This window comes from Streptomyces sp. NPDC000878, from assembly GCF_053599695.1.
In genome coordinates, this window is record NZ_JBSFMT010000022.1 from 51462 (window position 1) to 78081 (window position 26620).

The window sequence follows — 26620 nt, forward strand, 5'->3', positions numbered from 1 at the left end:
TGTGCCGGGTATGCGGCGATCCGCCCCGGGTGTGCGCCTTCGCGCATTGACCCTGCCCGGCTGCCCCCGTATGCTACAAGTTGCGCTGCGGGCCTGCGCACCTCAGACGTAGCAGGTTGCGCTCGCATCTGTATGTATGTCCCCTCGGTTGTCGAGGCGCCACCGGATCTTCGGGTCCTGGTGTGGCGCTTCCTTGGCTGTCCGGCCTTCTGCAGAGCGAAACGGGCTCCCGGCGTAAGCAGTACCTACGACTCTCTGTCCGTACCGGAGCCCTTTCCCACATGACGAGCAGCACCGAGATCACCGCCACCACTCCGCAGGTTGCGGTCAACGACATCGGTGACGAGGAAGCATTCCTCGCCGCTATCGACGAGACGATCAAGTACTTCAACGATGGCGACATCGTCGACGGCGTCATCGTCAAGGTTGACCGGGACGAGGTTCTCCTCGACATCGGTTACAAGACCGAAGGTGTCATCCCGAGCCGCGAGCTCTCGATCAAGCACGACGTCGACCCGAACGAGGTCGTCAAGGTCGGCGACGAGATCGAAGCCCTTGTTCTCCAGAAGGAGGACAAGGAAGGCCGCCTGATCCTCTCGAAGAAGCGCGCCCAGTACGAGCGCGCCTGGGGCACCATCGAGAAGATCAAGGAAGAGGACGGCATCGTCACCGGCACCGTCATCGAGGTCGTCAAGGGTGGTCTCATCCTCGACATCGGCCTCCGTGGCTTCCTGCCGGCCTCCCTCGTCGAGATGCGCCGTGTCCGCGACCTCCAGCCCTACGTGGGCAAGGAGCTCGAGGCGAAGATCATCGAGCTGGACAAGAACCGCAACAACGTGGTCCTGTCCCGCCGCGCCTGGCTCGAGCAGACCCAGTCCGAGGTGCGCCAGACGTTCCTCACGACCCTGCAGAAGGGTCAGGTCCGCTCCGGCGTGGTCTCCTCGATCGTCAACTTCGGTGCCTTCGTGGACCTGGGTGGCGTCGACGGTCTCGTGCACGTCTCCGAGCTGTCCTGGAAGCACATCGACCACCCCTCCGAGGTTGTCGAGGTCGGCCAGGAAGTCACTGTCGAGGTCCTCGACGTCGACATGGACCGTGAGCGTGTCTCCCTGTCGCTGAAGGCGACGCAGGAAGACCCGTGGCAGCAGTTCGCCCGGACCCACCAGATCGGTCAGGTCGTCCCGGGTAAGGTCACGAAGCTCGTTCCGTTCGGTGCGTTCGTCCGCGTGGACGAGGGCATCGAGGGTCTGGTCCACATCTCCGAGCTGGCCGAGCGCCACGTGGAGATCCCGGAGCAGGTCGTCCAGGTCAACGACGAGATCTTCGTCAAGGTCATCGACATCGACCTTGAGCGCCGTCGCATCAGCCTCTCGCTGAAGCAGGCCAACGAGTCCTTCGGCGCCGACCCGGCCTCGGTCGAGTTCGACCCGACGCTCTACGGCATGGCCGCGTCGTACGACGACCAGGGCAACTACATCTACCCCGAGGGCTTCGACCCCGAGACCAACGACTGGCTCGAGGGCTTCGAGTCTCAGCGCGAGGTGTGGGAGAACCAGTACGCCGAGGCGCAGCAGCGCTTCGAGCAGCACCAGGCTCAGGTCATCAAGTCCCGCGAGGCGGACGCCCAGGCCGAGGCCGAGGGTGTCACCACCCCGGGTGCGGCTCCGGCTGCCTCCGGTGGCGGCGGCTCGTACTCCTCGGAGTCGGACGACACGTCTGGCGCCCTGGCGTCGGACGAGGCGCTGGCCGCTCTGCGCGAGAAGCTGGCCGGTGGTCAGAGCTGACGCTCGCCTCTGAAGCCGAGGCTTAGTCGGTAGCTGAGGGGCCGTACCTTTCGAGGTACGGCCCCTCAGTCGTTTTTTGGGCTGTCGGCTGCCGGTTGTCGTTCGGCTGCGGGCCCGCTGTGGCTGGTCGCGCAGTTCCCCGCGCCCCTTAAGGGGGTTGTCCTTGCCGTCTTGCAGAAACGTGGGGGATACAGCAGCAACTGACGGGCCGTAACCGGCCGTTGGGAGGCTTCGCCGGTCATTCGTGGTCGGGACAAAGGGGAGCCGAGGACATGACGCAGTCTCAGAGTGGTTCTGGCGGTAGTCGCCGTGCGTTTCTGCGCAACGTGGGTCTCAGCGGGGGCGCCGGGGCGATGTTCGCCACCATGGGGGCCCTTGGCCTCGCGCCCACCGCGCAGGCCGCCCAGCGTGAGCAGTCCTTCCAGGCGCTCAGGCCCGGCGACTTCACGCTCACCGGGCGAGCCGCCGCCAAGGTCGTCATCGTGGGCGGTGGCATCGCGGGGCTGGCCGCCGCGTACGAACTGGGCAAGGCCGGCTACGACTGTACGGTCCTGGAGGCCAGGGACCGCACCGGTGGACGCAACTTCACCGTCCGGGGCGGTGACTCGACCACAGACCTCGACGGCAACCGGCAGACGGCCCGGTTCGCCGACGGCCACTACATGAACGCCGGACCCGCCCGCCTCCCGCAGTGGATGGTCACCCTCGACTACTGCCGCGAACTCGGCGTCCCCGTGGAGGTGTTCACCAACGTCAACGCGGACGCCTACCTCTACAACGAGTCGGCCGGCATGACCGCGCCGGTGCGCTACCGCACGGCCAAGGCCGATGTGTACGGCTACGTCTCGGAGTTGCTCGCCAAGGCCACCGACAGGGGTGCCCTCGACGAGGAGTTGACGGCCGCCGACCGGGAACGGCTCGTGGAGTTCCTCAAGGACTACGGGGAACTCGGCGACACCCTGAAGTACGAGGGCGGCGAGCGCCGCGGATACACGACCGTTCCCGGCGCCGCGGGCACCCCCGGTGTGCTGCTCGGCGACGTCCCGACCGCCTCCGAGGTGTTCGCCAGCGGCGTCGGGCGCTACTTCTCCTTCGAGTTCGGCTTCGACCAGGCCATGCTGATGTTCCAGCCGGTGGGCGGCATGGACCAGATTCCCAAGGCGCTCACCAGGGCGATCGGCGCCCACCGCGTCCGTACCGGAGCGGTCGTCTCGAAAATCGCCGACACCGGGAGCGGTGTTTCCGTCACCTACACCCAGGGCAGCCGTACCAGGGTGGTCAACGCCGACTACTGCATAGGTGCCCTGCCGCCGAACATCCTCGCGAAGATCCCGCACAACCTCGGCTCCGGAGTGCAGTCCGCCCTGGAGGCGATCACTCCGTCGTCCGCCGCCAAGATCGGCCTGGAGTACCGGTCCCGCTGGTGGGAGCTGGACCACCGGATCTACGGCGGCATCACCGAGACCGACCAGGACGTCGTGCACATCTGGCACCCGTCGAACGGCTACCACGGGGAGCGAGGCATCGTCATCGGCTACTACAACTACGGCACCGACGCCGACTCGTACGCGCGACTCACCCCCAAGGAGCGCGAGAAGCGGGCGGTGGCCGTCGGCGTGAAGATCTACGGCGACAAGTACCGCACCGAACTGGCGTCCTCCTTCTCCCACCACTGGCGTCAGACGCCCCACCTGGAGGCGGCCTGGCACTCCACCCCCGGCGGGCCCGACGACGCCCGCTACAAGCCGCTCAACGAGCCCACCGGGCGCGTGTACTTCGCCGGTGACTGGCTCAGCTACACCGACGCCTGGCAGCATGGCGCGTTCACGTCCGCCCGCAAGGCCGTGACCGCGCTCCACGCGCGCGTGCTGTCCTCCTGACGCACCGCGGGCGCGTCGTGGACGGGTAAGTCGTACCTGTGAGCGGGGTGCGGGCGGGAATGCCCGCGCCCCGTGCCACGTTGTGCAGTACGAACACGAGGAGGAGCGGTCACTGTGCTTGATCCGCAGGGTTTGTACGCATGGGAGCCGAAGGGCCTGGCTGTCGTCGACATGGCGTTGGCGCAGGAGTCGGCCGGTCTTGTCATGCTCTACCACTTCGACGGATACATCGACGCGGGCGAGACCGGCGACCAGATCGTCGACCGGCTGCTCGACACACTGCCCCACCAGGTGGTGGCCCGCTTCGACCACGACCGGCTCGTGGACTACCGCGCCCGTCGCCCGTTGCTGACGTTCAAGCGCGACCGCTGGACCGACTACGAGGTCCCCACGCTCGATGTGCGGCTCGTCCAGGACGCCACCGGGGCGCCCTTCCTGCTGCTCTCCGGACCCGAGCCGGACGTCGAGTGGGAGCGCTTCTCCGCGGCCGTCCAGCAGATCGTCGAGCGCCTCGGCGTCCGGCTGTCCGTGAACTTCCACGGCATCCCCATGGGCGTGCCGCACACCCGCCCCGTGGGCCTCACCCCGCACGGCAACCGCAACGAACTGGTGCCGGGCCACCGCAGCCCCTTCGAGGAGGCGCAGGTCCCCGGCAGCGCCGAGTCGCTCGTCGAGTACCGCCTCATGGAGGCCGGTCACGACGTCCTGGGCGTCGCCGCGCACGTCCCGCACTACATCGCCCGCTCCGCGTATCCGGACGCCGCCCTGACCGTCCTGGAGGCCATCACGGCGGCCACCGGCCTGGTCCTGCCCGGCATCGCGCACACGCTGCGCACGGACGCCCACCGCACCCAGACGGAGATCGACCGCCAGATCCAGGAGGGCGACGAGGACCTCGTGGCCCTCGTCCAGGGTCTTGAGCACCAGTACGACGCTGCTGCGGGCGCCGAGAGCCGGGGCAACATGCTCGCCGAACCGGTCGACATTCCGTCCGCCGACGAGATCGGGCTGGAGTTCGAGCGCTTCCTCGCGGAGCGGGAGGGCGAGGGCTGAGCCCTCGCCGGTGCCCTGTCGGGGACGCTGTCAGTGGCAGGCCCTAGGGTCTGTCCGGCGGATCAGGTCGGGGGAAAGCAGCGGCTCCTTGTCGGCTCACGTGAGCGGGGCTTGGTGCGTGCAGCTGCAAGGCGGAGGAGGGCGGCGAAGCGGAGCTTCGGCAACCGACGACAACGCCGCAGATGTGCGTGCCAAGCCCCGCGTCCCCGGCATGATCCGCCGGACAGGCCCTAAGCTGCCGGGCATGCTGACAGTGGGCCTGACCGGCGGCATCGGGGCCGGCAAGAGCGAGGTGTCGCGGCTGCTCGTCGCGCGGGGCGCCGTCCTGATCGACGCGGACCGCATCGCGCGCGAGGTCGTCGCGCCGGGAACCGCGGGCCTCGCGGCGGTCGTCGACGCCTTCGGTCCGGAGGTGCTCGCCGAGAACGGCGGCCTGGACCGGCCCAAGCTGGGCTCGATCGTCTTCGCCGACCCCGAGAAGCTCGCCCTGCTGAACTCGATCGTGCACCCCTTGGTGGGTGCCCGCTCCCGCGCCCTCGAAGCCGCCGCGGCTAAGGACGCCGTCGTGATCCACGACGTACCGCTGCTCGCGGAGAACGGCCTCAAGTCGCTGTACGACCTGGTGATCGTCGTCGACGCGAGCCCCGAGACCCAGCTCGACCGGCTGATCCGGCTGCGCGGAATGACGGAACACGACGCACGCGCGCGCATGGCCGCCCAGGCCACCCGCGAGAAACGCCTGGAGATCGCGGACGTCGTCATCGACAACGACGTACCCCTGGCAGAGCTGGAACAGCGCGTAACGGATGTATGGGCCGATCTCGTACGCAGAGCGCGGGCGTCCCAGGAATAGCGTTGCCGTGTCCGGGCGTTGAACCGCCGTAGTGAGGGAAGGACTCAGCCGTGCCCGAGACCAGCGGATGGACCGGACGAACTCCGGAGACGCATGTCATCGACTTCCGCGCGGCAGAGCGACTGCTCGCCGCGCGTGATCCCCGTGGCGCGGTGAAACTGCTCGACCCCGTGATCGCCGCCCACCCCGAGAACACGGCCGCCCGGCTGCTGCGCGCGCGTGCGTTCTTCGCCGCCGCCCAACTGCGCCCCGCCGAGCTGGAGTTCACGATCGTCCTGGAGCGCGAGCCGGACAACGCGTTCGCGCACTACGCGCTCGCCCGCACCTACGAGCGCCAGAGCCGCCCCGAGCAGGCCAAGCGCCACTTCCGGCTGGCGGCGGCGCTCGACCCGAACCCGCGCTACCTGGAAGCGGCCCGCTTCGACGACTCGCCGTCCTGAGGGTCCGCGCGCGCGTGCGGGTTCACGGGCCGCGCTGTTCCGGCGGCCGGTACGGCGGGATGTCGGGGCCCGGCTGGTAGTGCGGGCCCTGCCGGATGTGCCGGAGGATCATGGCCAGGTCGACAGTGACGACCAGCCACAGGACACCGCAGGCAGCCGCCCACCCTGGGCGTCCGGCGAGCACGAACGCGACCGTCCCCACGACCGCCCAGACCAGCCCCCACACGCTCAGCCAGAGACGCGCCCGCAGAGCACTGCGCGCTGTCGTCGGCTCACTGCCTGTACGCATCGGGACCACTGCTCCTTCCTGCAACGTACTCTTCGCTCCGGACGTTCACCAAGGGCCGTCGGACGAGCCGCCGGCCGCCGAAAACGACCGGGGGAACCACACCGTGCTGCCGGACGCCGACGACCTTCCCGAGATCCTGCTCGACCTGGCCGTACCCCATGAGGACATCAACGAACTGATCGCACTGCGACGCCCGTTGACCCACGACTCCGGCGCGATGCGGCTCCTGGAGGAGTGCGTCGAAGGGCTTGTGCGGGACATGGGGGAGATCGGCGGGGCGGCGCCCTGGCCCGGCGACCGGATCACGGAACAGCTCACTGGGCAGGCGGACGAACAGGCGGATGGGCGTGGGAGTGGGGAGCCGGGGGCTCTCGGGCGGTACTTCGCGGTGTACGTGTTCCTCGCGGCGCTTCCGTATGTACGGGCCCACCACCACGCGCTCGGGGTGCCGCCCGAGGTGTCCCGCCGTACGCTCGCCGACCTCGGGCGGAACATGGCCGTGTACCGCAGGAGGTACGGCCGGGGCGGCCTCCAGGCGCCGTGGTGGATCGCGCTGCACTTCCACGGGGAGCTGTTCCAGCTGGGGCGGCTGCAGTTCCAGCGGGCGCGGGTGGGGGAGCGGACGGCGGGGCTGCTCGCCGGCACCGGTCTGGCCGCTGACGCCGACGCGATGTGTCTCAGCGTGCACATCTCCGACTTTCACGGGCCGCTGTCCCCGGCCGCCTGCGATCGGTCCCTGGCGCTGGCATCGGACTTCTTCGCACGGCACTTTCCCGGGGAGCGGTACACGGCCGGGGTCTGTCACTCCTGGCTGCTGGATCCGCAGCTGAAGCGGTATCTGGGGGCGGATTCCAACATCGTCCGCTTCCAGGAACGCTTCCGGATCGCGGGGGAGGCGAGTGAGCCGGCCGACACCGAACCCGTCCAGTTCGTGTTCGGGAATCCCGATCTGCCGGTGGCCGACCTGCCCCGTCGGACCACGGTGGAACGGGCCGTCGGAGACCATCTGCGGGCGGGCGGCCACTGGTACATCGGGCACGGATGGTTCCCGCTGCCGACGATGTGACTCGAACGAGTGAACAAGCGGGGATGGGGAACGGCCGTGCGGGCGTGGGCCGTTGTGCGGGCATGAAACTGGAGATGCGAGAAGGATATGAAGGCACGGGTCCTGGTGCGATCACTCCGGACGGCTGCGCGGTCGAACTGTACTCACGGCTGCCGATCGGGGACGAGCCGGACATCATCGCCGCGGCGGTGCCCGCGGGCGCGCACATCCTGGAACTGGGCAGCGGCGTCGGACGCATGACCCACCCGCTCCTGGAGCGCGGCTTCACGGTCACGGCGGTGGACGAGTCGGCCGAGATGCTGGAGCGCGTCCTGGGAGCGCGCACGATATGCGGCCCGATCGAGGGGTTAGACCTGGGCGAGAAGTTCGACGTGGTCATGCTGGCGTCGTTCCTCGTGCACGCCGGGGACGCCGAGGTGCGGCGGGGGCTGCTGCGCACCTGCGTCCGGCACGTAGCGGAGGGCGGTCATGTGCTGATCCAGCGCGAGGGCGCGGACTACCACACGAACCTGCCGCGCGAGCGGGTCGACCCGAGCGGGTTCACTCTGCGGATGGTGTCGTCGGAGCCGGTCGAGGACGGCGTCAACTCGGTGCGCGCGGAGTACGAGTTCCCGGACGCGGTATGGACACAGACCTTCCTGGCCCGGCCGTTGACCCAGGAGCAGTTCGAGGAGGCTCTGGGGGAAGCGGGGTTGAGGGTGGACCGGTATCTGACGGAGGACGGGATCTGGGTGAAGGCGGTGAGAGGGTGAGGGGGTGAGAACGGAGAGTGGCGTCCGGAGAGCTCGGCGAGAACATCACCACCCGGGGCATTGATCTGCTCGCGCTGCCGGTCGGCGCCCTGCTGTGCATCGGCGACGACGTGGTGCTGACGGTGAACGGGCTGCGCAATCCCTCGGCCACTGGGACCGGAGGTTCCTACGAGGTGGTGTCGGGGCCGGCAGTACCGGCCGGGCCGGGTCCGGTGAGGCCACGTAGGCGTTCCATGTCGCGGCGGTCGCGTTTGGTCGGGCGGCCCGTGCCGCGGTCGCGGATGCCGGCCGGGGCGATGGCCTCGCGGGGGAGCGGCGGAGGGCTGTTGTCGACGTAGCACTGGACGGCCACCGGGGGTCCGACCCGCTTGCGGATCAGGCGCTTCACCACGACGACCCGTTCCTGACCGTCGTGCCGGAGGCGTACTTCGTCGCCGACGCGCACCGCGTACGCGGGCTTCACCCGGTCGCCGTTGACGCGTACGTGGCCGCCTCGGCAGGCGGTCGCGCCCATGGAACGGGTCTTCACGAGACGTACGGACCAGATCCAGCTGTCGATACGGACGGTCTCGCCGCTCGCCGGACCGGCGGCGTCGGCCGCGGCCACCGCCGGGGAGACCGGTGCCGTGTCGGCGACTGTGCCGTCTCCGGTGGGCGCGCCACCTTCGGTGTCCGGGTCCTCGGAAGCCCTGCCAGATGCCATGCCCTCGACTTTAGTACTCGGGGCCGGGCGGACCGGACGGGTTTTTGGGTCATGTGCCCCTGTGCCCCTGTGCGCCTTTGTGTCTGTGCTCCGGGCCACCGCTCTACCGTGGACGTATGGACACCAGTGATCCGGCCGGGCCGACCGGACTGACCGGGCTCGACGAGCGGATCGCCGGATGCCGGGTCTGTCCTCGGCTGGTCGCCTGGCGGGAGGAGGTCGCCCGTACCAAGCGGGCCGGTTTCGCCGACTGGGACTACTGGGGGCGGCCGGTGCCGGGGTTCGGGCCGGCGGATGCCCGGCTGCTGGTCGTCGGGCTGGCGCCCGCGGCCCACGGCGGGAACCGGACCGGGCGGATGTTCACCGGGGACCGCTCCGGAGATGTGCTGTACGCGGCGCTGCACGAGGTGGGGCTGGCGTCGCAGGCCGGATCGGTGAGCGTCGACGACGGGCTCGAACTGTACGGCGTACGCATCACCTCGCCCGTGCACTGCGCTCCGCCCGCCAACAAGCCGACGCCCGAGGAGCGGGACGCGTGCCGGCCGTGGCTGGTGAGCGAGCTGGAGCTGCTCCGGCCGACACTGCGGGCCGTGGTGGTGCTCGGGGCGTTCGGCTGGCAGGCCACGCTGCCCGCCCTCCACGCGGCCGGCTGGAGCGTGCCGCGTCCGCGCCCCGCCTTCGCGCACGGGGCGAGGGTCACGCTCGGCGACGGGCTGCGGCTCTTCGGCTGCTTCCACGTCAGCCAGCGGAACACCTTCACCGGCCGCCTCACTCCCGAGATGCTCCGCGAGGTTCTGCGTGACGCGGCGAGCGCCGCCGGCCTCCCGCATCGGCAGTGAGTAGTGGATCGGTGGTGAGAATTGGCGTGACCGGACCGGCCCACGCACGTTACGTTGCCCCGATGGGCCCGTATCCGGAGATCGAACCGTACGACCACGGCATGCTCGATGTCGGGGACGGCAACCGCGTCCACTGGGAGGTCTGCGGGAATCCGCGGGGCAAGCCGGCGGTGATGCTGCACGGCGGGCCGGGGTCGGGGGCGAACCCGCGCTTCCCGCGGTACTTCGATCCGGCCGCGTACCGGATCGTGCTGCTCGACCAGCGCGGATGCGGGCGTTCGACACCGCACGCGAGCGCGTACGACACCGACATGAGCGTCAACACGACGGACCACGTCATGGCCGATCTGGAGCTGCTGCGGCGGCACCTGGGGATCGAGCGGTGGCTGGTGTGGGGTGTGTCGTGGGGGTCGGTGCTCGGGCTGCGGTATGCGCAGACGCATTCGGAGGTGGTGTCCGAGCTGGTGCTCACCGCGGTCGGGACCGGCGCCGACGCCGAAGTGGCCCTGCTGACCAGGGGCTTGGGGAACCTGTTCCCCGAGGCGTTCGCGAAGTTCCGCGCCGGGGTGCCCGAGGACGAACGGGACGGGAACCTGGCCGCCGCGTACAACCGGCTGCTGGAGTCGCCCGACCCCGAGGTACGGGAGCGGGCCGCGCGGGCGTGGACCGACTGGGAGACGGCCATGGTCCCGGCCCCGCCCCGTTCCGTACCGCGCTACGAGGACCCGGTGTTCCGCATGGGCTTCGCCCGGACCGTCACCCACTACTGGGGCAACGACCACTTCCTGGGCGAGGGGAACGAGGGCGCGCACGGCGTCGTCCTGCGCGACGCGCACCTGCTCAAGAACATCCCCGGCACCCTCGTCCAGGGCAGCCTCGACCCCGGGAACCTGCTCGGCACGGTGTGGCGGCTCCATCACGCCTGGCCCGGCAGCGAGTTGATCGTGGTCGACGAGGTCGGGCACAACGCGGGAGCGCCGGGCATGGTGGACGAGCTGGTCGCGGCCACGGACCGGTACGCGGCCCGCCGCTGAGCCGCTGAGCCGCTGAGCCGCTGAGCCGCTGAGCCGCTGAGCCGCTGACCGCTGAGCTGCTTCCGCCTAGCGCCTACAGCCTTCCGACTACCGTCGACGGGCTCGATCACGCTCGCCCGCCGACTGTACGAACTGGAGTTCCAGTGCGGGCGGGGGAGGGACGACGCCCGGGCCGCCCGCCTCCGCCCAGCGGAGTATCTCGTCGGTGCAGTCGTCGCCCATCGACCAGCCGATCCACACGGCCCTGCCGCCACGCCTGCGGCCCTCGCCCGACGGCTGTACGACGATGACGTTCGCCTGGTCGCAGGGGCCGAGGCAGTCCGACGTACGGACCGCGAGGCGCCCGGCGGAGGCCGTGGCCGCCGCGCGCAGCCGGTCCAGCTGCCAGTCGTGGTCGTAGCCGGGGTACTTGCGCGGGTCGCCGCAGCAGCAGCCACGGCAGACGACCAGAGTGCAGGGGCGGGTGCGGGCGGCGCCGATCACCGTACGGGCGGTCACAGGTCGCCCTCCGTTCCGAAGAGGTGCCGTACCGTCGAGCGGTGGTTGGCCTGGACGTGGGTCAGGGCGTGGGCACGGGCCCGCGCCGGGTCGCCGGACGCGATCGCCTCGTACAACTCGCGGTGTTCGGTGAGGAGTTGGGGCCACTCCTCGTTGCGGCGGGTGAGCCAGCGCAGTCGGCCGTCGACCGGTTCCATGACCGAGATGAGCAGGCTGTTGCCGGCCGTGGCCAGGATGCGGTCGTGGAAGCGGGTGTTGATGTCGGTGATCGTCTCCGCGTCGCCCGCCGCCGTCGCCGCGGCGGCCCGGTCGAGGAGTTCCGCCAGTTCCGCCAGGTCCGCCGGGGTCGCGCGGGACGCGGCGAGGCCGGACGCGTAGACCTCCAACGCCTCGCGCAGCTCGAAGAGTTCATCCACGTCGGTCGGGGTGAGACGGCGTACGACCGTGCGGCGCGGGGTCTCGAAGAGGACGAAGCCCTCGGCGACCAGGGCCCGGATCGCCTCGCGGACGGGAACCCGGGACACCCCGAAACGCTCGGCCAGCTCGCGTTCGACCAGTCGGTCGCCGGGGCCGAGGCGGCCCGCGATGATCTCCTCCCGCAGAGCCGCCAGGACACGCTCGCGCACCGCTCCGAGCGGTTCGATCTTCGTCATGGGCCCATCTTCGCCGACCCGGGCGTGTTTTACGGAGCCGTAACGGAGCGGACATCGGACCGGACTCTTGACGGGAGGAGCATGGCGTCAGTTTGGTATACCAAACAACCCCCTGGCTGGTCCCCCTGCCCCCTGGCCCCCTGCCCCCGCCCTCGTCCTCGTCCCCTCGCCCATGGAGCCCCCGTGTCCCTCGCCGACAGTGCCGAAGCCACCGGTACCCCAGCCTTCGTCCCCGATCCCCGGCTCACCAACGAAGACCTCGCGCCCGCGGGCAAGCGCAACTGGAAGGTCTTCGACCTCTTCGCGTTGTGGATGTCCGACGTCCACAACCTCGGCAACTACACGTTCGCGGCGGGCCTGCTGGTCCTCGGCATGAACGTCTGGCAGATCTTCACCTCCCTGCTCGTCGGCTTCGTGCTCATCTACGTCGGCATGAACTGGATGGGGAGGATCGGCCAGCGGCACGGCGTTCCGTTCCCCGTCGTCAGTCGGATCAGCTTCGGTGTCTGGGGCGCCAACATCCCGGCGCTGATCAGGGCCGTCATCGCCATCATGTGGTACGGCATCCAGACCTATCTGGCCTCCGTCGCCGTCAACGTCATGCTGCTCGCGGCCTGGCCGGGCCTCGAATCCTGGACGCACAGCTCGTTCCTCGGGCTCGACGCGCTCGGCTGGCTGTCCTTCGTCTCGCTGTGGCTGATCCAGGCGCTGATCATCAGCCAGGGCATGGAATCCGTACGGAAGTTCCAGGACTTCTGCGGTCCGGCCATCTGGCTGGTCATGATCGCGCTCGCAGTCTGGGTCCTCGCCAAGGCCGGCTGGACCATCTCGCTGACCTCCACGCCGAACCCGGTCTCCGTCGGTGAGCAGTGGCGGCAGTGGTTCGGCGCGATCGGGCTGATCCTCGCCACGTACGGCACGCTGATGCTCAACTTCTGCGACTTCTCCCGCTTCGCGCCCGACTACCGGACCGTCAAGCGCGGCAACTTCTGGGGCCTGCCCTTCAACTCGACGGCCTTCGTGATCGTCTCGGTCATCGTCACGGCCGGCTCCATCGAGGTGTTCGGCGAGGCCATCACCGACCCGGCGGAGCTGGTCGCCAAGGTCGGCAACACCTGGGTGCTGGTACTGGCGGCGCTGACCTTCGCCATCGCCACCATGGGCGTCAACATCGTCGCCAACTTCGTCTCACCCGCGTACGACCTGGCCAACGTCTGGCCGCAGAAGATCACCTTCAAGGTCGGCGGCATGATCAGCACGGTGGCCGCGCTGGTGGTGACCCCGTGGAACCTCTTCTCCAACCCCACGGTCGTCCAGTACTTCCTCGGCGGCCTCGGCGCGTTCCTGGGACCGCTGTTCGGCGTGATCATGCTCGACTACTTCTGGGTCAAGAAGGGCCGAATCGACGTCGACGCACTCTTCGACGCGCAGCCCGGATCGCGCTACTACTACCGCAAGGGCGTCAACCCCAAGGCCCTGTGGGCCTTTCTGCCCGCGGCCGGCGTCGCGGCAGTGCTCGCGCTGGTGAAGGCCTTCAGCGACGTGGCCCCGTACTCGTGGTTCATCGGTACGGCGCTGGCGGCGGGGCTGTACGCACTCCTGTGCCGCGACGAGCGGGCCGAGTCGGCCGCGGAATCACCGTCTGCTTCCGCTTCCGCTTCTGTGGAGGGCTGAGCGTGCGGATCGTCGTCACCAACTGCAACACGACGCAGGGGATGACCGAGGAGATCGTACGAGGTGCCCGGGCCGCCGCAGGCCCGGGCACCAGCGTGCTCGGGCTCACCCCCGAGTGGGGCCCCGAGTCGGCGGAGGGCTGGCTCGACAGCTATCTTTCGGCCGCCGCCGTCCTCGACACCCTGCGGACGTACGACGGTCCGTACGACGCCGTCGTCATGGCCGGGTTCGGCGAGCACGGGCGGGAAGGCGTACGGGAGTTGGTGGACGTACCCGTCGTCGACATCACCGAGGCCGCCGCGCACCTCGCCTGTCTGCTCGGGCGGCGGTACGGGGTCGTCACCACGCTCGAACGGTCGTGCGGCCAGATCGAGGACAGCCTGGACACAGCCGGCGTCGGCCGGAACTGCGCCGCCGTCGTCGGCACCGGGCTCGGCGTCCTCGACCTCGGCGACGACCGGCGCACCGAGGAGGCGTTCGTCGCGGCGGCCGAGCGGGCGGTGGCGGCCGGGGCCGAGGTCCTGGTCCTGGGCTGCGCCGGGATGACCGGACTGCAGCGGGCGGTGGGGGAGAAGCTGGGGCTGCCGGTGGTCGACGGGGTGGGCGCGGCGGTCAAGCTGGCGGAGTCGCTGGTCACGCTGGGGCTGACGACGAGCCGGTCGGGGAGCTATGCGAAGCCGTTGCCGAAGCGGCGGGGGTGGGGGCGGGTGGGGGAGTGAGGGTGCGGTGTGGGTTTTCTCGCCCTCGCCGCCCCCTACCCGTCCCATCCCTTCCTGGGGGCTGCGCCCCCAGACCCCCCTTCGGCCTGAACGGCCTCGTCCTCAAACGCCGGACGGGCTGAAATGCCCCGGCCGGGCTGGATGGTCCGGCCGGGGGTGGGCCGGCGATGGGCGCCGGTGGGGTGATCTTGGGGCGGCTCGGTGGGGCTGTGCGCGGTGCGGGGCGGCGGTGACCGCAGACTCCGGGGAGGTCGGATCGTCGTCGGCGCGGCCCGTCGGCGACGGGAATGGAGTCGTCGGTGCCCAGGATGCGTAGATCGCCCAGGTCAACCACCTTGCCCAAGTGGTTGCCGAGGGCTTGTGTCGTCGTACTGCTCGTGGGGGGTTGCAGTGTGGGGGCGCTGGGGGAGAGGAGCGCCCGGATGACGGGGACGGAGGCGGGGGCGGGGGCGAGTGCCGGTGTCGGGGAACACGCGGGTGGGGGTGGCGGGGGTGAGGGGGCTGCCTTCGAACTGCTCTGGGTGGATCCCCGGTCGAGTGCGGCGCGGCAGGCCGTCGAGTGGCGGGCGGTGGGGCGTGACGCGGACGCCGCGCTGATGGACCGGATCGCGAGCCGTCCCCAGGCCGAGTGGGTGACCGGGGCGAGCCCCCGGGCCACCGTCCAGACGGTCACCACGGCCGCCGCGCGCGCCGGGCGGACGGCCGTGCTGGTGGCGTACGACATCCCGGGCCGGGACTGCGGCCAGTACTCCGGCGGCGGCGCGCTGACCGCGTCGAACTACCGCGCCTGGGTGGACGAGTTCGCGGCGGGGCTCGGTGACCGGGCCGCGTATGTGATCGTCGAACCGGATGCCGTCGCGCAGGTGGTCGCGGGCTGCGCCCAGGTCGTGGCGGCGGACCGGTACGCGCTGCTCGCGTACGCCGTCGAGCGGATCAAACGGCAGCAGAACGCGCGCGTGTACCTCGACGCGGGCAACTCCGGCTGGATCCCGGAACCGACGCGACTGGTCGAGGCGTTGCGTGCGGCGGGCGTGGGACAGGCCGACGGGTTCGCCCTGAACGTCTCCAACTTCCGCACCGACGAGGACAGTCAGGCCTACGGCGACGCCCTGTCGAAGGCCCTCGGCGGCAAGCACTACGTCGTGGACACCAGCCGCAACGGCAACGGTCCCTACACCGATTCCGGTGCCGGTGGCACGGACGCGGAGTCGTGGTGCAATCCGCCGGGGCGGGCCCTGGGGACACCGCCCACGACGGTCACGGGCCGTCCTCCGCTCGACGCCCACCTGTGGATCAAACGGCCGGGCGAGTCCGACGGCACCTGCCGGGGCGGCCCGGCGGCCGGTCAGTGGTGGCCGTCGTACGCCCTCGAACTCGCCCGCAACGCACGCCCGTGAGCCCGGGTTCGCGAGCCCGGGGCGGGTGCGTCACGGCTGCCAGACGTACCGCACATCCGGCTCGCGCTCCTCGTTCCCGCTGCCGTCCGTGTGCTCGACGGCGACGAAGCCGTGGCGTTCGTAGAAGCGGTGGGCGGGCTTGTTGACCTGGAAGGTCCACAGGGTCAGCCCGCCCGGGCCGCGTTCCTTCGCCAGGGCGACGAAGAGGTCCCCGATGCCGCGCCCACGCCAGTCCGGGAGCAGATACAGCTGGGACACCTCGTCACCGGCGAGCACCATCACCCCGACGATCCCGCCCCCGGACGACGCCTCGGCGACCCATGTCTCGCGGTGCGGCACCACCACGTTCCGGAAGTGGCCGCGGACCTCGTCGTCGGACCGTGGCCAGGCAACGGTCGGCAGTGCGGCGGCTCTGGACCGCAGCAGCACGTCGGCCGCGGCGAGGGCATCGTCGGCCACCGCACGGCGGAGGGTGATCTTCGGGGCGGGGTATGAGGTGGTCACGGGGGCGGAGCCTGTCAGATGCGCCGCGCCGGACGCACCTCGATTTCCGGGTGGTCGCGTCAGTCGCGGCGCGAGTGCGACGACTTGCCGTACAGGCCCGTCAGTCGCCAGCCGTCGTCGCGTGCCACCCCCTCGAAGATCTCGATCTTCCGTGCCAGCCCCTCCGGGTCGCCGATGTCGCACCACCGCCCCGCGAGTGCCTCGGCCCACTCCTCCTCCCCTCTCACCAACGGCAGCCCGCGCACGGCGAGATGCAGCGCGAGCGTCGACCGCGCGTAGTACCGGACGGAGTCCAGCTCCTCGCGCATACGGGCGTACTGCTCCGTCTCCCGCAACCGCAGCCGCCCGTCGACGGCATCGGCGACGAGCAGCGGGACCATGACCCCGGGCGCGCACACGCCCCGGTCGGGCCCGTCCGGTCCCGCCACCAGGAACGTCAACTCGCCCTCGTTCTCCCTGACTTCGTACCGGGGCAGATACGACAGCCGGGCGAGCCCGAGCGCGTGCTTCCACGACGTCACCCACAGGCCCCGGTTGAGGTAGTAGCGGACGCTCCGCTGCCAGGTCCAGCAGGTGTCGAGGCGGAAGCCGTTCAGGTTCTCGGCACGGCACGCCTCGTACACCGTGTCCAGTGCCGACGAGGCGAGGCCGCGTCGCCGGGCGACGGGATGGACGTACAGCGACGAGACGCGCAGCGAGCCCACGCCGCTCGGCCAGGTGTCCACGGCGATGGTCCCGAGCGGCCCCTTCGGCCGCCCGAGCCCGCGAGCAGCACGGCCGCCGTGATCGTCCTCCGTCACGTCCCAGATCCAGTACCTCCTGCAGTAGTCGTCGTTGTGTGTGTACTCCCGTCCGGACGCGCCCAGTCGGACGCGTAACCGCTTCTCGTGCGAGGCCGTGAGCGAGTCCGGGTCGGTGCACTCGCCGAGGGCGCCCTCGGCGAGTGAGACCAGGTCCCAGCGGCCGAACCGGTGTCCTTCGGCCGCCCCGACCGGGCGTAGGCCGGGGCAGGCCGACAGACGTTCGTGCACGCGCAGGGCGAGATCATCTTCCATGGGCGGAGCGTATGGACAGGGGCGGTGTGCCCGTCCGGCCCGGGAAGGGATCTCACAGGTGGGTTCACCTTGGCGGTGGACCCGCTCATTGGTCGCGCGTTTGCCTCTCGCACTCCTGTTCAAGTGGTGGATACGCCTCAGCGATGGCCGCGCAGATCCGCCGGCGGAGCAGTTCCTCGGCCTCGGCCCGGCCGGAGTCCCGCTCGCCTCCCGGTAGACCCTCCAGGAGTTGGTGGTAGTGGCTCATTCGGTGCCGTAGGTAGTCGACCTTCCAGGGGGCGAGAGAGGCGCGGCCCGTGCCCTGCGCGGAGTCCCCGCCGGCCAGTTCGATCAGGCCGCCGGCCACCGCCTCCTGCCGTGCCCGGTGTTCCACCGCCCGCAGGGCCAGCTTGCCCGGTTCCAGCCGCGGTACCTCGATCGGCTCCGTCCTGATCCGCTCCAGGATCTCCAGCCGCCGTCGCCGCACCGCGTTCCGCACCGCTTCCGACCGCCGCGCCGAGGACTCCGACACCCGCCGGAACTCGTCGCCCCGCTCGGCCGCCTCGACCCGATCGAACCGGTACAGCCGGACCTGCGGCGCCGCCCTCAGCCGAGGATTGACACTGAGCCGGTCCGGCGCCCCGAGCAGCCGGTGCACCATCCCGCCGGTCCATCCGCGGGCACGGAGCCCCGCCAGAGAGACGTACCGCTGTCCGTCCTCCTCATGGTCGTTTTCATGGTCGTTGCTCTCAGAACTCCGGGAGCCCTGAGAGCTCTGATGCTCCCGGCTTTCCCCGTGACTCTTCTCGTAGCCCCGATCGCCGGCATGGCAGGCCATCGCTACCTCCCCCGTAGCTCAGTCGTGACGCTCTGTGACGACATCTCCTATTGAAGCGCCCACCACTGACAATCACCCTTCAGCAGCCCTTCGGCCCGAGCCCCTGGCCCTCGTCCCCCTGGCCTCGTCCCCTCCGCCCGCCCTTGCGTTCATAAAGAACGCGCCTTTCCGGCGAACCGTCACTTCCCCGAAATACTTGCGCCCCATCTCCTCCAACACCCCGATCTACGCTGGACACCACAGCCCGGCCATCGTCGCCCGAAGGCATCGCACCGCCGCCCTCGTCACGACAGGAGCCCCGTGTCACGCCCCAGCAGCACGCGCCCGCGTTTCGCCCTGCCGCCCTGGCTCGCCCACGCGCTGCGCGCCCAGCGCGGGCCCGTGCCCTGGAACGCGGTCATCCGGGGTGCGCTGGCCGCCGGGCCGCTGCTGCTGGCCGGAGTGCTCGCCGACCGCACCTCCCTCGGTGTCGTCGCCGCGCTCGGTGCCATGCTCGCCGGGATCAACGACCGCCCGGGCAGCAGGCGTTCCTCCGTCAGGCGGCTCGGTGTGCCCGCGCTGGCCGGGGCCGCCGGACTGGTCGTCGGGACGTACGCCGGACAGCAGTTCGGAGCCGTACCGCTGACCCTTGTCCTCACCGCCCTCGGGCTCCTCGCGGGCGGTATCAGCGCGATCGGGCCCGTCGCGTCCGGCGCCGGTACGCAACTGCTCGTCGCCGCCGCCATCGGGGCCGGGATGCCGCTGCCCGAGCCGGGCTGGGAACGGGCGCTGTTCTTCGTCGCCGGCGCCGGCTGGCTGGTCGCCCTGCGCCTCGCGCTGCCCACGCCCGGCGCCACCGCCGGTGACTTCCGCTTCGACGGGGAACGTACCGCCGTCGCCGCCGTGTACGACGCCGTCGCCGATCTGCTCGACGCGGCCGGTACGGCGGATGCCGGCGCCCGGCGAGTCGCCCTCACCGCAGCCCTCGACCACGCCCAGGACGCGCTCGGCGGGCCCCGGCTGCGCCAGTACGCCACTTCCGCGGACGAGCGACGGCTGCGCACCCAGTACGCCGCCGCCCTGCCCCTCGCCGAGGCCGCGACCGCCCTCGCCTGGAGCGGGGACGCCCTCCACGCGCGCGTGGCCGAAGGGCCCCGGCGCCTCGCCGCCGCCGTACGGACCAACACGCACACCGGGCCGCTGCCCGCCCCCGCCCGCAGCGCGCCGGGGCTGCGCGCCCTCGATGACGCGCTGCTGCACGCCGCCGACGCCTTCGACCGGGGCGGCGACACGGACGACCTGCACAAGCGGGGCCGTACCGTCGCGGCCCTGCTGCGTACGGCCGTCGACTCCGGCGGGCGTGAGTACGGGCTGCGGGTCGCGCTCTGCTTCGGGGCCGGTGCGGCCGTCGCGCAGGCGACGCATCACGACCATTGGTACTGGATTCCGGCCACCGCGGTCTTCCTAGTCAAGCCCGACCTCGGGCCGCTCGTGTCGCGCGTCCTGTGCCGGGCGGCGGGGACCGTCCTCGGGGCCGTCGTCTTCGCCGGGTTCGCCGCCGTACTGCCCCGGCCCGAGGGGCTCGTCGCGCTCGTCGCCGTCAGCGGTGCGCTGATCCCCGTTGCCACCCGGCACTTCGCCGCGCAGACCGCCGTCGTCACGGTGCTGGTGCTCGCCCTTGTGATGGTCGGTGGCGAGCCTCAGGCGTCGTGGAGTCGGATCTTCGAGACTCTGGTCGCCTGTGCCCTCGTACTCGTCGTCGGACATCTGCCGATGCCCGGGCAGCGCGGCGGGGGCGTACGGTCGCGACTGGCGCGGGCCGCCGAGGCCGCGCAGGCCTACCTCCAGCATGTGATGAGCGGCTCGGACGACCGCCAGGCGCGCTGGGTGCTGCGCCGGGAGGCCTATCGAGCGCTCGCCGAGGCCCGTACGGCCATCGGGCACTCCGCGGCCGAACTGCCCGCCCTGGCACGGCACACCGAGGGCACGGAGGAGGTCGCATCCACCCTCGAACGACTTGTCGACACGACGACCGCCTGTGCCGTGCACCTCGACGACACCGGCCTCCTCACCCGCCGGCACACCGAACACCTCACCGAACTCCTGGACGAACTCGCCGAGCGGCGCGAGCGCGCGGGGCTGCGCATGCGGGTGCGGGGGTCGGGGGTGGGCGAGACGCCCCTCGCGGGCTGAGGAGACTTCGCGACGGTCGATCCGTATCCGCACGGGGTGTGGAGCCGGCCTGGTGCGCCTCGCCCGGGCTGCGGATGCGTGTCCCGCGCGCGGGTGAGACGTCCCTCGCGGGCTGAGGGCGGGACGCCACCCGCGCTGGCCGAGGGCGGCTCCGCGTCGGCGGATGAGTGTCCCGCGCGCGGGTGAGACCCGGCCCCCGGCCGATCGTCGCTTCCTCCAGGCGCGTGTCCCGCGCGCGTGGGTGAGGCGCCTCTCGCGGGCTGAGGACGGGATGCCGCCCACGTCGGCCGAGGGCCGCTCCGCGTCAGTCGATCCGTACCCACACCGGTGCGTGGTCCGAGCCCGGTGCGTCGCGTCGGGTCTCCGGGTCCGGGCCGATCGAGGGGAGGGCCGGCGCGCCGTTTCCGGGCAGGCCCGTGCCCGCCTCCGTCGTGCGGTGGAGCAGGTGGTGGCTCAGGAGGACGTGGTCGATCAGTTCGCGGCGGCCCGAGTTGATGCGCGAGTAGCGCTGGTCGGCCGGGATGAGCGGGGCCACGTCCCACAGGCGGGTCGCGTCGCCCTTGTCGTCGTGGTCGTAGCCGGGCGTGCCGATCTCCGAGCCGGGCGGGCCGAGCAGGATCTGGGTGGTCGCCGCCCGCACCTCGTCGTTCAGGTCGCCCAGGACCGCCAGATCGCGCGTACGTCCCTCGTCGGCCAGCAGGTCGTCGGCGAGGGCCCGCAGCGCGGTCGCCTCGGCGGCGCGCCGGTACAGGGCGTACGCGCCGTACCGGGCCCGTTCGCCCTCGTCCAGCGGGTGGAAGCGGCCGTTCGGGTACGACAGCAGCTTGGACTTCAGATGGGCGACCGCCGCCCGCAGCGGACCGCCCCCGGTGTCGGCCTCCACGGCCAGGAAGCCACGGCCCGTCACCGAGACCTCCAGGCCAGAGTCGTCCACCTGCACCGGACGCAGCCTCTCCGGGAACACGTTCGTGTCGGCGAGTACCTCGAACGACACACGGCCGAGGAAACCGACCCGGATGCCCCGGCTGTCCGGAAGCCGCGAGGTCGCGATGGTCCAGCCGCTGCCCAGCAGGTCGACCAGATCATGCAGAGCCTCGACGTCCCCGACCTCCTGGACGGCGAGCAGCGCCGGGTCGAGTTCCGTGATCACGGCGGCGAGGGCGGCGAGTTTCGCCTCGTACGCCGTCCTGTTCTTCGGGCCGAACGGGCCGCCCGGGCGGTAGAGGTTCTCCAGGTTCCAGGTGGCGACGAGCATGCCGGGCTCCCCCTCGGTTCCAGTAACTTCCAGTAACTTCCAGTAACTTCGAGCACGTTCCGGTCAGTTCCGGACGGTGTGTCACGTTGTGCGTCCAGCGTGCCCGGGCCGCCGCCTCCGGCGACAGAGCGACGCGGGGATGCGCGGTTCACGTCGCCCACCGGTAGGAGTGCGTCGTACGGTGGCCGTATGACGCCTTCTCCCGCCGCTCCGGCGGATCTCGTCATCACCGGCTGCACCGCCCTCCGGCACACCGGCGCCGACGAACGGATCGAGTTCGCCGAGGACACCTCGATCGTCGTACGGGGAGGGGTCATCGAGGCGATCGGCGTGGGCGTCGACCTCCCGGACGCCGTTGAACGCATCGACGCGCGCGGGCAGGTGGCCATGCCCGGGCTCGTCAACTGCCATACGCACGCCCCAATGGTCGCGCTGCGCGGGATCGCCGAGGATCTGCCCACCGAGGAGTGGTTCAACGACGTCGTCTGGCCGATCGAGTCCAACCTCACCGACCGTGACGTGGAGTTGGGCGCGCGGCTCGCCTGTGCCGAGATGATCCGCGGCGGTGTCACCTGCTTCGCCGACCACTACTTCTCGATGGACACCGTCGCCGCGGTGGTCGAGGAGTGCGGGATCCGCGCGCACCTCGGAGAGGCGTACTTCTCCTCGCAGGGGCCCCAAGGGCGCGAGAGGTCACTGGAGTTCGCGCTGCGGCACCGGGGCGGAGCCGGAGGCCGCATCACCACCGCCCTCGCCCCGCACGCCCCGTACACCGTCGACGACACCGACCTCGCCGCCACCGCCGACCTCGCCCGCGAACACGGCCTGCCCATCCACATCCACGCCGCCGAGAACCGCGACCAGACCGACACCAGCCTCGCCCGCCACGGCCTCACCCCGATCGAGGTCCTGGCCCGCACCGGCGTCCTCACCGGCGACCTAGACGTCCTCCTCGCGCACGGCACCGGCATCGTCGAGCGTGACCTTCCCGTCCTGGAGCGCACGAACGGACGTACGGCCGTGGCGACCGCACCCCGTGGATACCTCAAGTTCGCCTGGCCCACCACCACTCCGGTACGCGCCCTGCGCGGGATCGGCGTCCCCGTCGGGCTCGCGACGGACGGCGCCGCCTCGAACAACTCGCTCGACGTGTGGGAGTCGATGGCGCTCACCTCGCTGATCCAGAAGTCGACCGAGGGCGACCCCCGCTGGCTGACCTCCCGGCAGGCCCTGCACCACGCCACGCTGCAGAGCGCGCGGGCGGTGGGACTCGGCGAGCGGATCGGCAGCCTCGCGCCCGGCCGGAGGGCCGACATCGTCCTCGTCGACCTCACCGGGCCGCACACCCAGCCCGTGCACGACCTCGCCGCGACCCTCGTCCACAGTGCCCGCTCCTCGGACGTGCGTACGACGATCGTCGACGGCCGCGTCCTCATGCGCGACCGCGAGCTGCTCACCCTCGACGTTCCGGGAATCGTCCGGGAGTTGGGGGAGCGGCTGCCCGCGCTGGTCGACCGGAGTCACGGAAAGCGGATCCAGGAGTACGACACCTGAGATTTTTCTCCGAGCGGCGATGAGTTCCGCGCGCCCCGCCGGTCCACCCCCGAGAACGGACCGTTCCACAACGGGGGCCTGGAGGGGCGATGACATTTCCGCGGATCGTTTCGCGCGACGAATGGCGGGCGGCACGCGAGGCGCTGCTGGTCAAGGAGGAGGTCGTCACGCGCGCGCGTGACGCGTTGAACGCCGAGCGGCGCGGGCTGCCCATGGCCGCGGTCGACGAGGAGTACGTGTTCGAGGGCGGCGACGGCAAAGCCACCCTGCTCGACCTCTTCCAGGGCCGCCGTCAACTCGTCGTCCACCACTTCATGTTCGCCCCCGAGTGGGCCGCGGGCTGCGCCGGCTGCTCGGAGTTCCTCGACAACGTCGGTCACCTGGCGCACCTGTGGGCCCGCGACGCCTCGTTCGCGGTCGTGTCCCGGGCGCCGTACACGCGGATCCTGCCGTTCAAGGCGCGCATGGGGTGGACGGTTCCCTGGTACTCGTCCTACGGCAACGACTTCAACCGCGACTTCCTGGTGACGTCCGGGAGCGCGGAGGAGGTCGTCGAGCGGTCCGGCGTGAGCTGCTTCCTGCGGGAGCGGGACCAGGTCTTCCATACGTACTCGGCGTACGGACGCGGCCTCGACGGCCTCGGCTCGGCCACGAGTTTCCTGGACCTCATGCCCTTGGGGACGTCCGACGGCCACGCGCGCGTGCGTCGTCACGACGAGTACGAGGACTGATGCGCAAGGTGACAAGAGGGGCGCCGGGGGATGTAACAGGGTGAGGTGATCCTCACATCTGCCGGTGAACGAGTGTCAACTACGTCTCAGTACGGTCACTCGGCGAGGCCTTTTCCCCATGATGAGCGTTTAACTCTACGAGATCAGCGCTACATGGAGGTGCAGGGTGAACAGGCGAATGGTGCTCGAGCGCTTTCCCGCCGGCGGACCGCGCGGTTCCTGGCCGGCGGAGGAGTTCGCACAGGCGTGCCGTCTGGAGGGCCAGGCGGCGGAGGTCGTCATGGACCTCGCGACCGACACGTTCCTGGTGATCGTCCGGGGCGGGGCCGTCGGCGAGTGACCTCCGTGACGGCGGCGGGCCGCCGGCTCAGGCGCTGATCGGCCTCGACCAGGTGGGAGTCGTCCCCGTCACCTGGCACAGGGCGAGGTAGAGCGGGATCGGCGGGGTGTACGGCAGGGTGTCCGCCGGGCGGTGCAGCAGCGACGGGACACGCGGGGCGTCGAGGACCACCGCTCCCGTGGCGTAGTGCGACGGGGCCGGCCACTCCAGGGCGTAGTCGGAGTCGGCGGGGACCAGCCACCACCAACGGCCGGCGTCCGCGTACACACAGCCCACGCGCGGGAGCCGGGGCAGTACCCGGGGGCCGAAGCGGGCGGGTACCGCCACCGCGTCGCAGCCCAGGGGGGCGGTCATGCCCTCCGGTATCGGAAGGCGCAGGGGAGTTCCCGTACGGGGCGGACTGTGCAGACCGCGCTTCATGCGCACCAGCGTGTCCATGCTGACGACACGGCCCCCCGTGGAACTGCCCCTTACACCCATTCGGCCTCTGTCCCCGTCCCCGATGTCGCGTGCCGTTGAAACCGGTGCCGCCCGTGGTGCCCGTTCTCGGGCTGTGTGTCGTCGGCGGGCTCCGGCTCCGGGTCGCCGCCCGTGCCGGGGCGGGGCGGTGGCGCGCCCCAGCCCAGGTCGCCGCGGGCCGCCGTGCCGTCCTGGGCGTCGGCGCGGCGGGCGAGTTCCGCCCAGACCAGCAGGCCGGGGCCGTGCTCCTGGGCCCCCCAGGCCCTGCACATGGCCTCGACGAGGAGCAGCCCCCTCCCCTGCTCGTCGTCGGGGCGCTGCGGCGACTGATGGGGCACGCCGGGCGCGCAGCCCTCGTCACGCACGGCTATGCGCACCAGGTCGTCGCCGTCGTGCAGCTCGCAGACTATGTGGCTGCTCGCGGTGTGCACGATGGCGTTGGTGACCAGCTCGGTGACGACGAGAGCCGCCGTGTCGCAGGTGTCCTCGCAGACCGACCAGCCCGTGAGCCGGGCGCGCGTCAGGCGACGGGCCTGCGCGGGCGAGCCCGGATGGGCGGCCAGCTCGAAGCGGAACCGGCGCTCGGCCGCCGTACCGGGGCGCAGCGAGGCTGCGGACCCGGGACCGGAGCGGTCCGCGGCGGCGTCTGTTCCTAAGGGCGGGGACGGGATCACGCTTGCCACTATCTCCCCGCCGTGAACACTTGGCAAGTGTCACTCTGAAAAATGCAGAGTGCGGTGTGACGGAGTGGAACGGCGTGGCACACTGCTCGCAACAGCACGCGGAGCGGCGCCAGTTGGGACTTTCGGCAGGTTTTCGAATAAACCTTCGAACAGATTCCGGTTTGGCGCCGCCGGGCTGTCAGGAATCTTCACCGGGTATGCCGGTGCTCGATGGAGGTGGAGCGTGAGCGAACCGCGGTCCGCGCCGACGGTCGGACAGGTCGTCCTCGGCCGGCGCCTGCTGGACCTGCGGGAGCGCGCGGGCCTGCGGCGCGAGGAGGCCGCGCGCATCCTCCGGGTCGCCCCCGCCACCGTCCGTCGTATGGAGATGGCCGAGGTCGCGCTCAAGATTCCCTACCTCCAGCTCCTCCTGAAGTCGTACGGCGTCTCGGACGACGAGGCCGAGGCGTTCGTCCAGCTGGCCGAGGACGCCAACCAGCCCGGGTGGTGGCAGCGCTTCCACGACGTGCTGCCCGGCTGGTTCTCCATGCACGTCAGCCTGGAGGGCGCGGCGAGCCTCATCCGCCAGTACGAGCCCCACTTCGTCCCCGGACTGCTGCAGACCGAGGAGTACGCCCTTGGTGTCCTGAAATCGGGCGCCATCGGCCAGACCAGACCCGAGGACATCGAGCGCCATGTCGCGCTGCGTATGGAACGCCAGGGGCTGCTCACCCGCGACGGAGCGCCCCGGCTGTGGGTCGTGATGGACGAGACCGTCCTGCGCCGCCCGGTGGGCGGACCGGAGGTGATGCGTGCGCAGATCGACAAACTGCTCGAAGCCACGAACCTGCCCAACGTGACCATCCAGGTCGCCCCCTTCACATCGGGGCCGCACCCGGGCACGTACGGGCCCTTCGTGCTCTTTCGTTTTGCCGTGCCGGAACTCCCGGACATGGTCTACAGCGAGTACCTGACCGGCGCCATCTATCTGGATTCGCGCACCGAGGTGGCAACCCACCTGGAGGTCATGGACCGCATGGCGGCTCAGTCCGCTACAGCACATCGCACGAAGGAGATCCTCCGGGATCTCCGCAAGGAGCTCTGAATCTCTGCATGGATCGCATGACGTCCAAGGCCCGGATACGCCACGAGCGAATCAATGAGCTGACCACTGAACGGCTCACCGAGCGGGCGAGCGCCCGTATCTACAACGGCATGCCCGCCGGCGAACTCGGCAGTGAGGGCTGGCACAAGCCGTGGAGCGGCGGCAACGGCGGCAACTGCCTGGAGGCGATGAAGCTCGCCGACGGCCGGATCGCCCTCCGCCAGTCCACCGACCCGGAGGGACCGGCGCTGATCTACACCACCGACGAGATGCTCGCCTTCATCGAGGGCGCCAAGGCGGGGGAGGCCGACTTCCTGCTCTCCTGAGGATCG

Annotated in this window: 28 protein-coding genes and 1 pseudogene; 19 read left to right on the forward strand and 10 right to left on the reverse strand. The window is 70.8% G+C overall.

Annotated elements, in window-relative coordinates; translation table 11 throughout:
• Positions 1–281: 281 nt before the first annotated feature.
• The 5 genes from rpsA to ACWDR4_RS21110 all read left to right on the forward strand — a co-directional run bounded on the left by rpsA (position 282) and on the right by ACWDR4_RS21110 (position 6010).
• Positions 282–1784, forward strand: a complete 1503-nt coding sequence (gene rpsA / locus ACWDR4_RS21090) for a 30S ribosomal protein S1 (protein ID WP_450410519.1) — start codon at positions 282–284, stop codon at positions 1782–1784.
• A gap of 353 nt (positions 1785–2137) precedes the next feature.
• Positions 2138–3664, forward strand: coding sequence for a flavin monoamine oxidase family protein (locus ACWDR4_RS21095; RefSeq protein ID WP_450410628.1), 1527 nt, complete (start codon positions 2138–2140; stop codon positions 3662–3664).
• A gap of 114 nt (positions 3665–3778) precedes the next feature.
• The gene (locus ACWDR4_RS21100; RefSeq protein ID WP_450410520.1) at positions 3779–4717 is read left to right on the forward strand and encodes a PAC2 family protein; all 939 of its coding nucleotides are present in this window, start codon (positions 3779–3781) and stop codon (positions 4715–4717) included.
• 244 nt (positions 4718–4961) lie between these two features.
• A complete protein-coding gene (gene coaE, locus ACWDR4_RS21105) occupies positions 4962–5570 on the forward strand; it encodes a dephospho-CoA kinase (protein ID WP_450410522.1) in 609 nt (202 codons plus the stop codon).
• Positions 5571–5620: 50 nt separating this feature from the next.
• Positions 5621–6010 carry a tetratricopeptide repeat protein gene (locus ACWDR4_RS21110; protein WP_450410523.1) on the forward strand — a complete coding sequence of 130 codons (390 nt, stop codon included), beginning with the start codon at positions 5621–5623 and terminating at the stop codon, positions 6008–6010.
• A gap of 22 nt (positions 6011–6032) precedes the next feature.
• Here ACWDR4_RS21110 and ACWDR4_RS21115 read toward each other — a convergent pair whose 3' ends face one another.
• Entirely contained in the window at positions 6033–6299 is a 267-nt protein-coding gene (locus tag ACWDR4_RS21115) for a DUF6343 family protein (protein ID WP_450410524.1), read from the reverse strand.
• Between the two features lie 103 nt (positions 6300–6402).
• On the opposite strand from ACWDR4_RS21115, the gene ACWDR4_RS21120 reads away from it, so the two are divergent.
• The 3 genes and pseudogenes from ACWDR4_RS21120 to ACWDR4_RS21130 all read left to right on the forward strand — a co-directional run.
• Positions 6403–7365 (forward strand): acyltransferase domain-containing protein, encoded by a 963-nt coding sequence (locus ACWDR4_RS21120; RefSeq protein WP_450410525.1) that lies wholly within the window; start codon positions 6403–6405, stop codon positions 7363–7365.
• Positions 7366–7439: 74 nt separating this feature from the next.
• The gene (locus ACWDR4_RS21125) at positions 7440–8117 is read left to right on the forward strand and encodes a class I SAM-dependent methyltransferase (protein WP_450410527.1); all 678 of its coding nucleotides are present in this window, start codon (positions 7440–7442) and stop codon (positions 8115–8117) included.
• A gap of 17 nt (positions 8118–8134) precedes the next feature.
• Positions 8135–8260 (forward strand): annotated as a pseudogene (locus ACWDR4_RS21130) (MOSC domain-containing protein); the annotation flags it as partial.
• Between the two features lie 23 nt (positions 8261–8283).
• Here ACWDR4_RS21130 and ACWDR4_RS21135 read toward each other — a convergent pair.
• Complete coding sequence (locus tag ACWDR4_RS21135; RefSeq protein WP_450410529.1) at positions 8284–8820, reverse strand: RNA-binding S4 domain-containing protein; 537 nt, start codon at positions 8818–8820, stop codon at positions 8284–8286.
• A gap of 116 nt (positions 8821–8936) precedes the next feature.
• Here ACWDR4_RS21135 and ACWDR4_RS21140 point away from each other — a divergent pair, with 116 nt between their 5' ends.
• Complete coding sequence (locus ACWDR4_RS21140) at positions 8937–9659, forward strand: uracil-DNA glycosylase (protein ID WP_450410531.1); 723 nt, start codon at positions 8937–8939, stop codon at positions 9657–9659.
• Positions 9660–9721: 62 nt separating this feature from the next.
• Positions 9722–10693, forward strand: a complete 972-nt coding sequence (gene pip, locus ACWDR4_RS21145; RefSeq protein ID WP_450410533.1) for a prolyl aminopeptidase — start codon at positions 9722–9724, stop codon at positions 10691–10693.
• Positions 10694–10780: 87 nt separating this feature from the next.
• Here the strand turns inward: pip and ACWDR4_RS21150 are convergent, their stop codons facing one another.
• Both ACWDR4_RS21150 and ACWDR4_RS21155 read right to left on the reverse strand, forming a co-directional pair.
• Entirely contained in the window at positions 10781–11191 is a 411-nt protein-coding gene (locus ACWDR4_RS21150; RefSeq protein ID WP_450410534.1) for a (2Fe-2S) ferredoxin domain-containing protein, read from the reverse strand.
• Complete coding sequence (locus tag ACWDR4_RS21155; protein WP_369033656.1) at positions 11188–11844, reverse strand: GntR family transcriptional regulator; 657 nt, start codon at positions 11842–11844, stop codon at positions 11188–11190. Before ACWDR4_RS21155 ends, ACWDR4_RS21150 begins: the two co-directional genes overlap by 4 nt.
• Before the next feature lie 183 nt (positions 11845–12027).
• Here ACWDR4_RS21155 and ACWDR4_RS21160 point away from each other — a divergent pair, with 183 nt between their 5' ends.
• The 3 genes from ACWDR4_RS21160 (at position 12028) to ACWDR4_RS21170 (ending at position 15634) form a co-directional block, all read left to right on the forward strand.
• Entirely contained in the window at positions 12028–13518 is a 1491-nt protein-coding gene (locus ACWDR4_RS21160) for an NCS1 family nucleobase:cation symporter-1 (RefSeq protein WP_450410536.1), read from the forward strand.
• Between the two features lie 2 nt (positions 13519–13520).
• Complete coding sequence (locus ACWDR4_RS21165; RefSeq protein WP_450410537.1) at positions 13521–14237, forward strand: aspartate/glutamate racemase family protein; 717 nt, start codon at positions 13521–13523, stop codon at positions 14235–14237.
• A 422-nt stretch (positions 14238–14659) separates the two neighbouring features.
• Positions 14660–15634, forward strand: coding sequence for a glycoside hydrolase family 6 protein (locus ACWDR4_RS21170; protein ID WP_450410539.1), 975 nt, complete (start codon positions 14660–14662; stop codon positions 15632–15634).
• A 30-nt stretch (positions 15635–15664) separates the two neighbouring features.
• On the opposite strand, the gene ACWDR4_RS21175 is transcribed toward ACWDR4_RS21170, so the two are convergent.
• From ACWDR4_RS21175 to ACWDR4_RS21185, 3 genes are all read right to left on the reverse strand, one after another.
• Positions 15665–16138 (reverse strand): GNAT family N-acetyltransferase, encoded by a 474-nt coding sequence (locus ACWDR4_RS21175; RefSeq protein ID WP_450410541.1) that lies wholly within the window; start codon positions 16136–16138, stop codon positions 15665–15667.
• A 59-nt stretch (positions 16139–16197) separates the two neighbouring features.
• Positions 16198–17193 (reverse strand): GNAT family N-acetyltransferase, encoded by a 996-nt coding sequence (locus tag ACWDR4_RS21180; RefSeq protein ID WP_450410542.1) that lies wholly within the window; start codon positions 17191–17193, stop codon positions 16198–16200.
• Positions 17194–17278: 85 nt separating this feature from the next.
• Positions 17279–17833, reverse strand: a complete 555-nt coding sequence (locus tag ACWDR4_RS21185) for a hypothetical protein (protein ID WP_450410544.1) — start codon at positions 17831–17833, stop codon at positions 17279–17281.
• A gap of 477 nt (positions 17834–18310) precedes the next feature.
• Here ACWDR4_RS21185 and ACWDR4_RS21190 point away from each other — a divergent pair, with 477 nt between their 5' ends.
• Positions 18311–20182, forward strand: coding sequence for an FUSC family protein (locus ACWDR4_RS21190; protein WP_450410546.1), 1872 nt, complete (start codon positions 18311–18313; stop codon positions 20180–20182).
• A gap of 304 nt (positions 20183–20486) precedes the next feature.
• On the opposite strand, the gene ACWDR4_RS21195 is transcribed toward ACWDR4_RS21190, so the two are convergent.
• Positions 20487–21437, reverse strand: coding sequence for an endonuclease/exonuclease/phosphatase family protein (locus ACWDR4_RS21195; RefSeq protein WP_450410548.1), 951 nt, complete (start codon positions 21435–21437; stop codon positions 20487–20489).
• A 189-nt stretch (positions 21438–21626) separates the two neighbouring features.
• Here ACWDR4_RS21195 and ACWDR4_RS21200 point away from each other — a divergent pair, with 189 nt between their 5' ends.
• From ACWDR4_RS21200 to ACWDR4_RS21210, 3 genes are all read left to right on the forward strand, one after another.
• The gene (locus ACWDR4_RS21200; RefSeq protein ID WP_450410549.1) at positions 21627–22991 is read left to right on the forward strand and encodes an amidohydrolase; all 1365 of its coding nucleotides are present in this window, start codon (positions 21627–21629) and stop codon (positions 22989–22991) included.
• A gap of 89 nt (positions 22992–23080) precedes the next feature.
• Positions 23081–23722 (forward strand): DUF899 domain-containing protein, encoded by a 642-nt coding sequence (locus ACWDR4_RS21205; RefSeq protein ID WP_450410550.1) that lies wholly within the window; start codon positions 23081–23083, stop codon positions 23720–23722.
• A gap of 178 nt (positions 23723–23900) precedes the next feature.
• Complete coding sequence (locus ACWDR4_RS21210; RefSeq protein ID WP_450410551.1) at positions 23901–24062, forward strand: hypothetical protein; 162 nt, start codon at positions 23901–23903, stop codon at positions 24060–24062.
• A 27-nt stretch (positions 24063–24089) separates the two neighbouring features.
• Here ACWDR4_RS21210 and ACWDR4_RS21215 read toward each other — a convergent pair whose 3' ends face one another.
• Complete coding sequence (locus ACWDR4_RS21215; protein ID WP_450410553.1) at positions 24090–24542, reverse strand: hypothetical protein; 453 nt, start codon at positions 24540–24542, stop codon at positions 24090–24092.
• Positions 24533–25204, reverse strand: coding sequence for an ATP-binding protein (locus ACWDR4_RS21220; RefSeq protein WP_450410554.1), 672 nt, complete (start codon positions 25202–25204; stop codon positions 24533–24535). Before ACWDR4_RS21220 ends, ACWDR4_RS21215 begins: the two co-directional genes overlap by 10 nt.
• A gap of 223 nt (positions 25205–25427) precedes the next feature.
• Here ACWDR4_RS21220 and ACWDR4_RS21225 point away from each other — a divergent pair, with 223 nt between their 5' ends.
• Both ACWDR4_RS21225 and ACWDR4_RS21230 read left to right on the forward strand, forming a co-directional pair.
• Positions 25428–26288 carry a helix-turn-helix domain-containing protein gene (locus tag ACWDR4_RS21225; protein ID WP_450410555.1) on the forward strand — a complete coding sequence of 287 codons (861 nt, stop codon included), beginning with the start codon at positions 25428–25430 and terminating at the stop codon, positions 26286–26288.
• 110 nt (positions 26289–26398) lie between these two features.
• The gene (locus ACWDR4_RS21230) at positions 26399–26614 is read left to right on the forward strand and encodes a DUF397 domain-containing protein (protein ID WP_105973954.1); all 216 of its coding nucleotides are present in this window, start codon (positions 26399–26401) and stop codon (positions 26612–26614) included.
• Positions 26615–26620 lie beyond the last annotated feature (6 nt).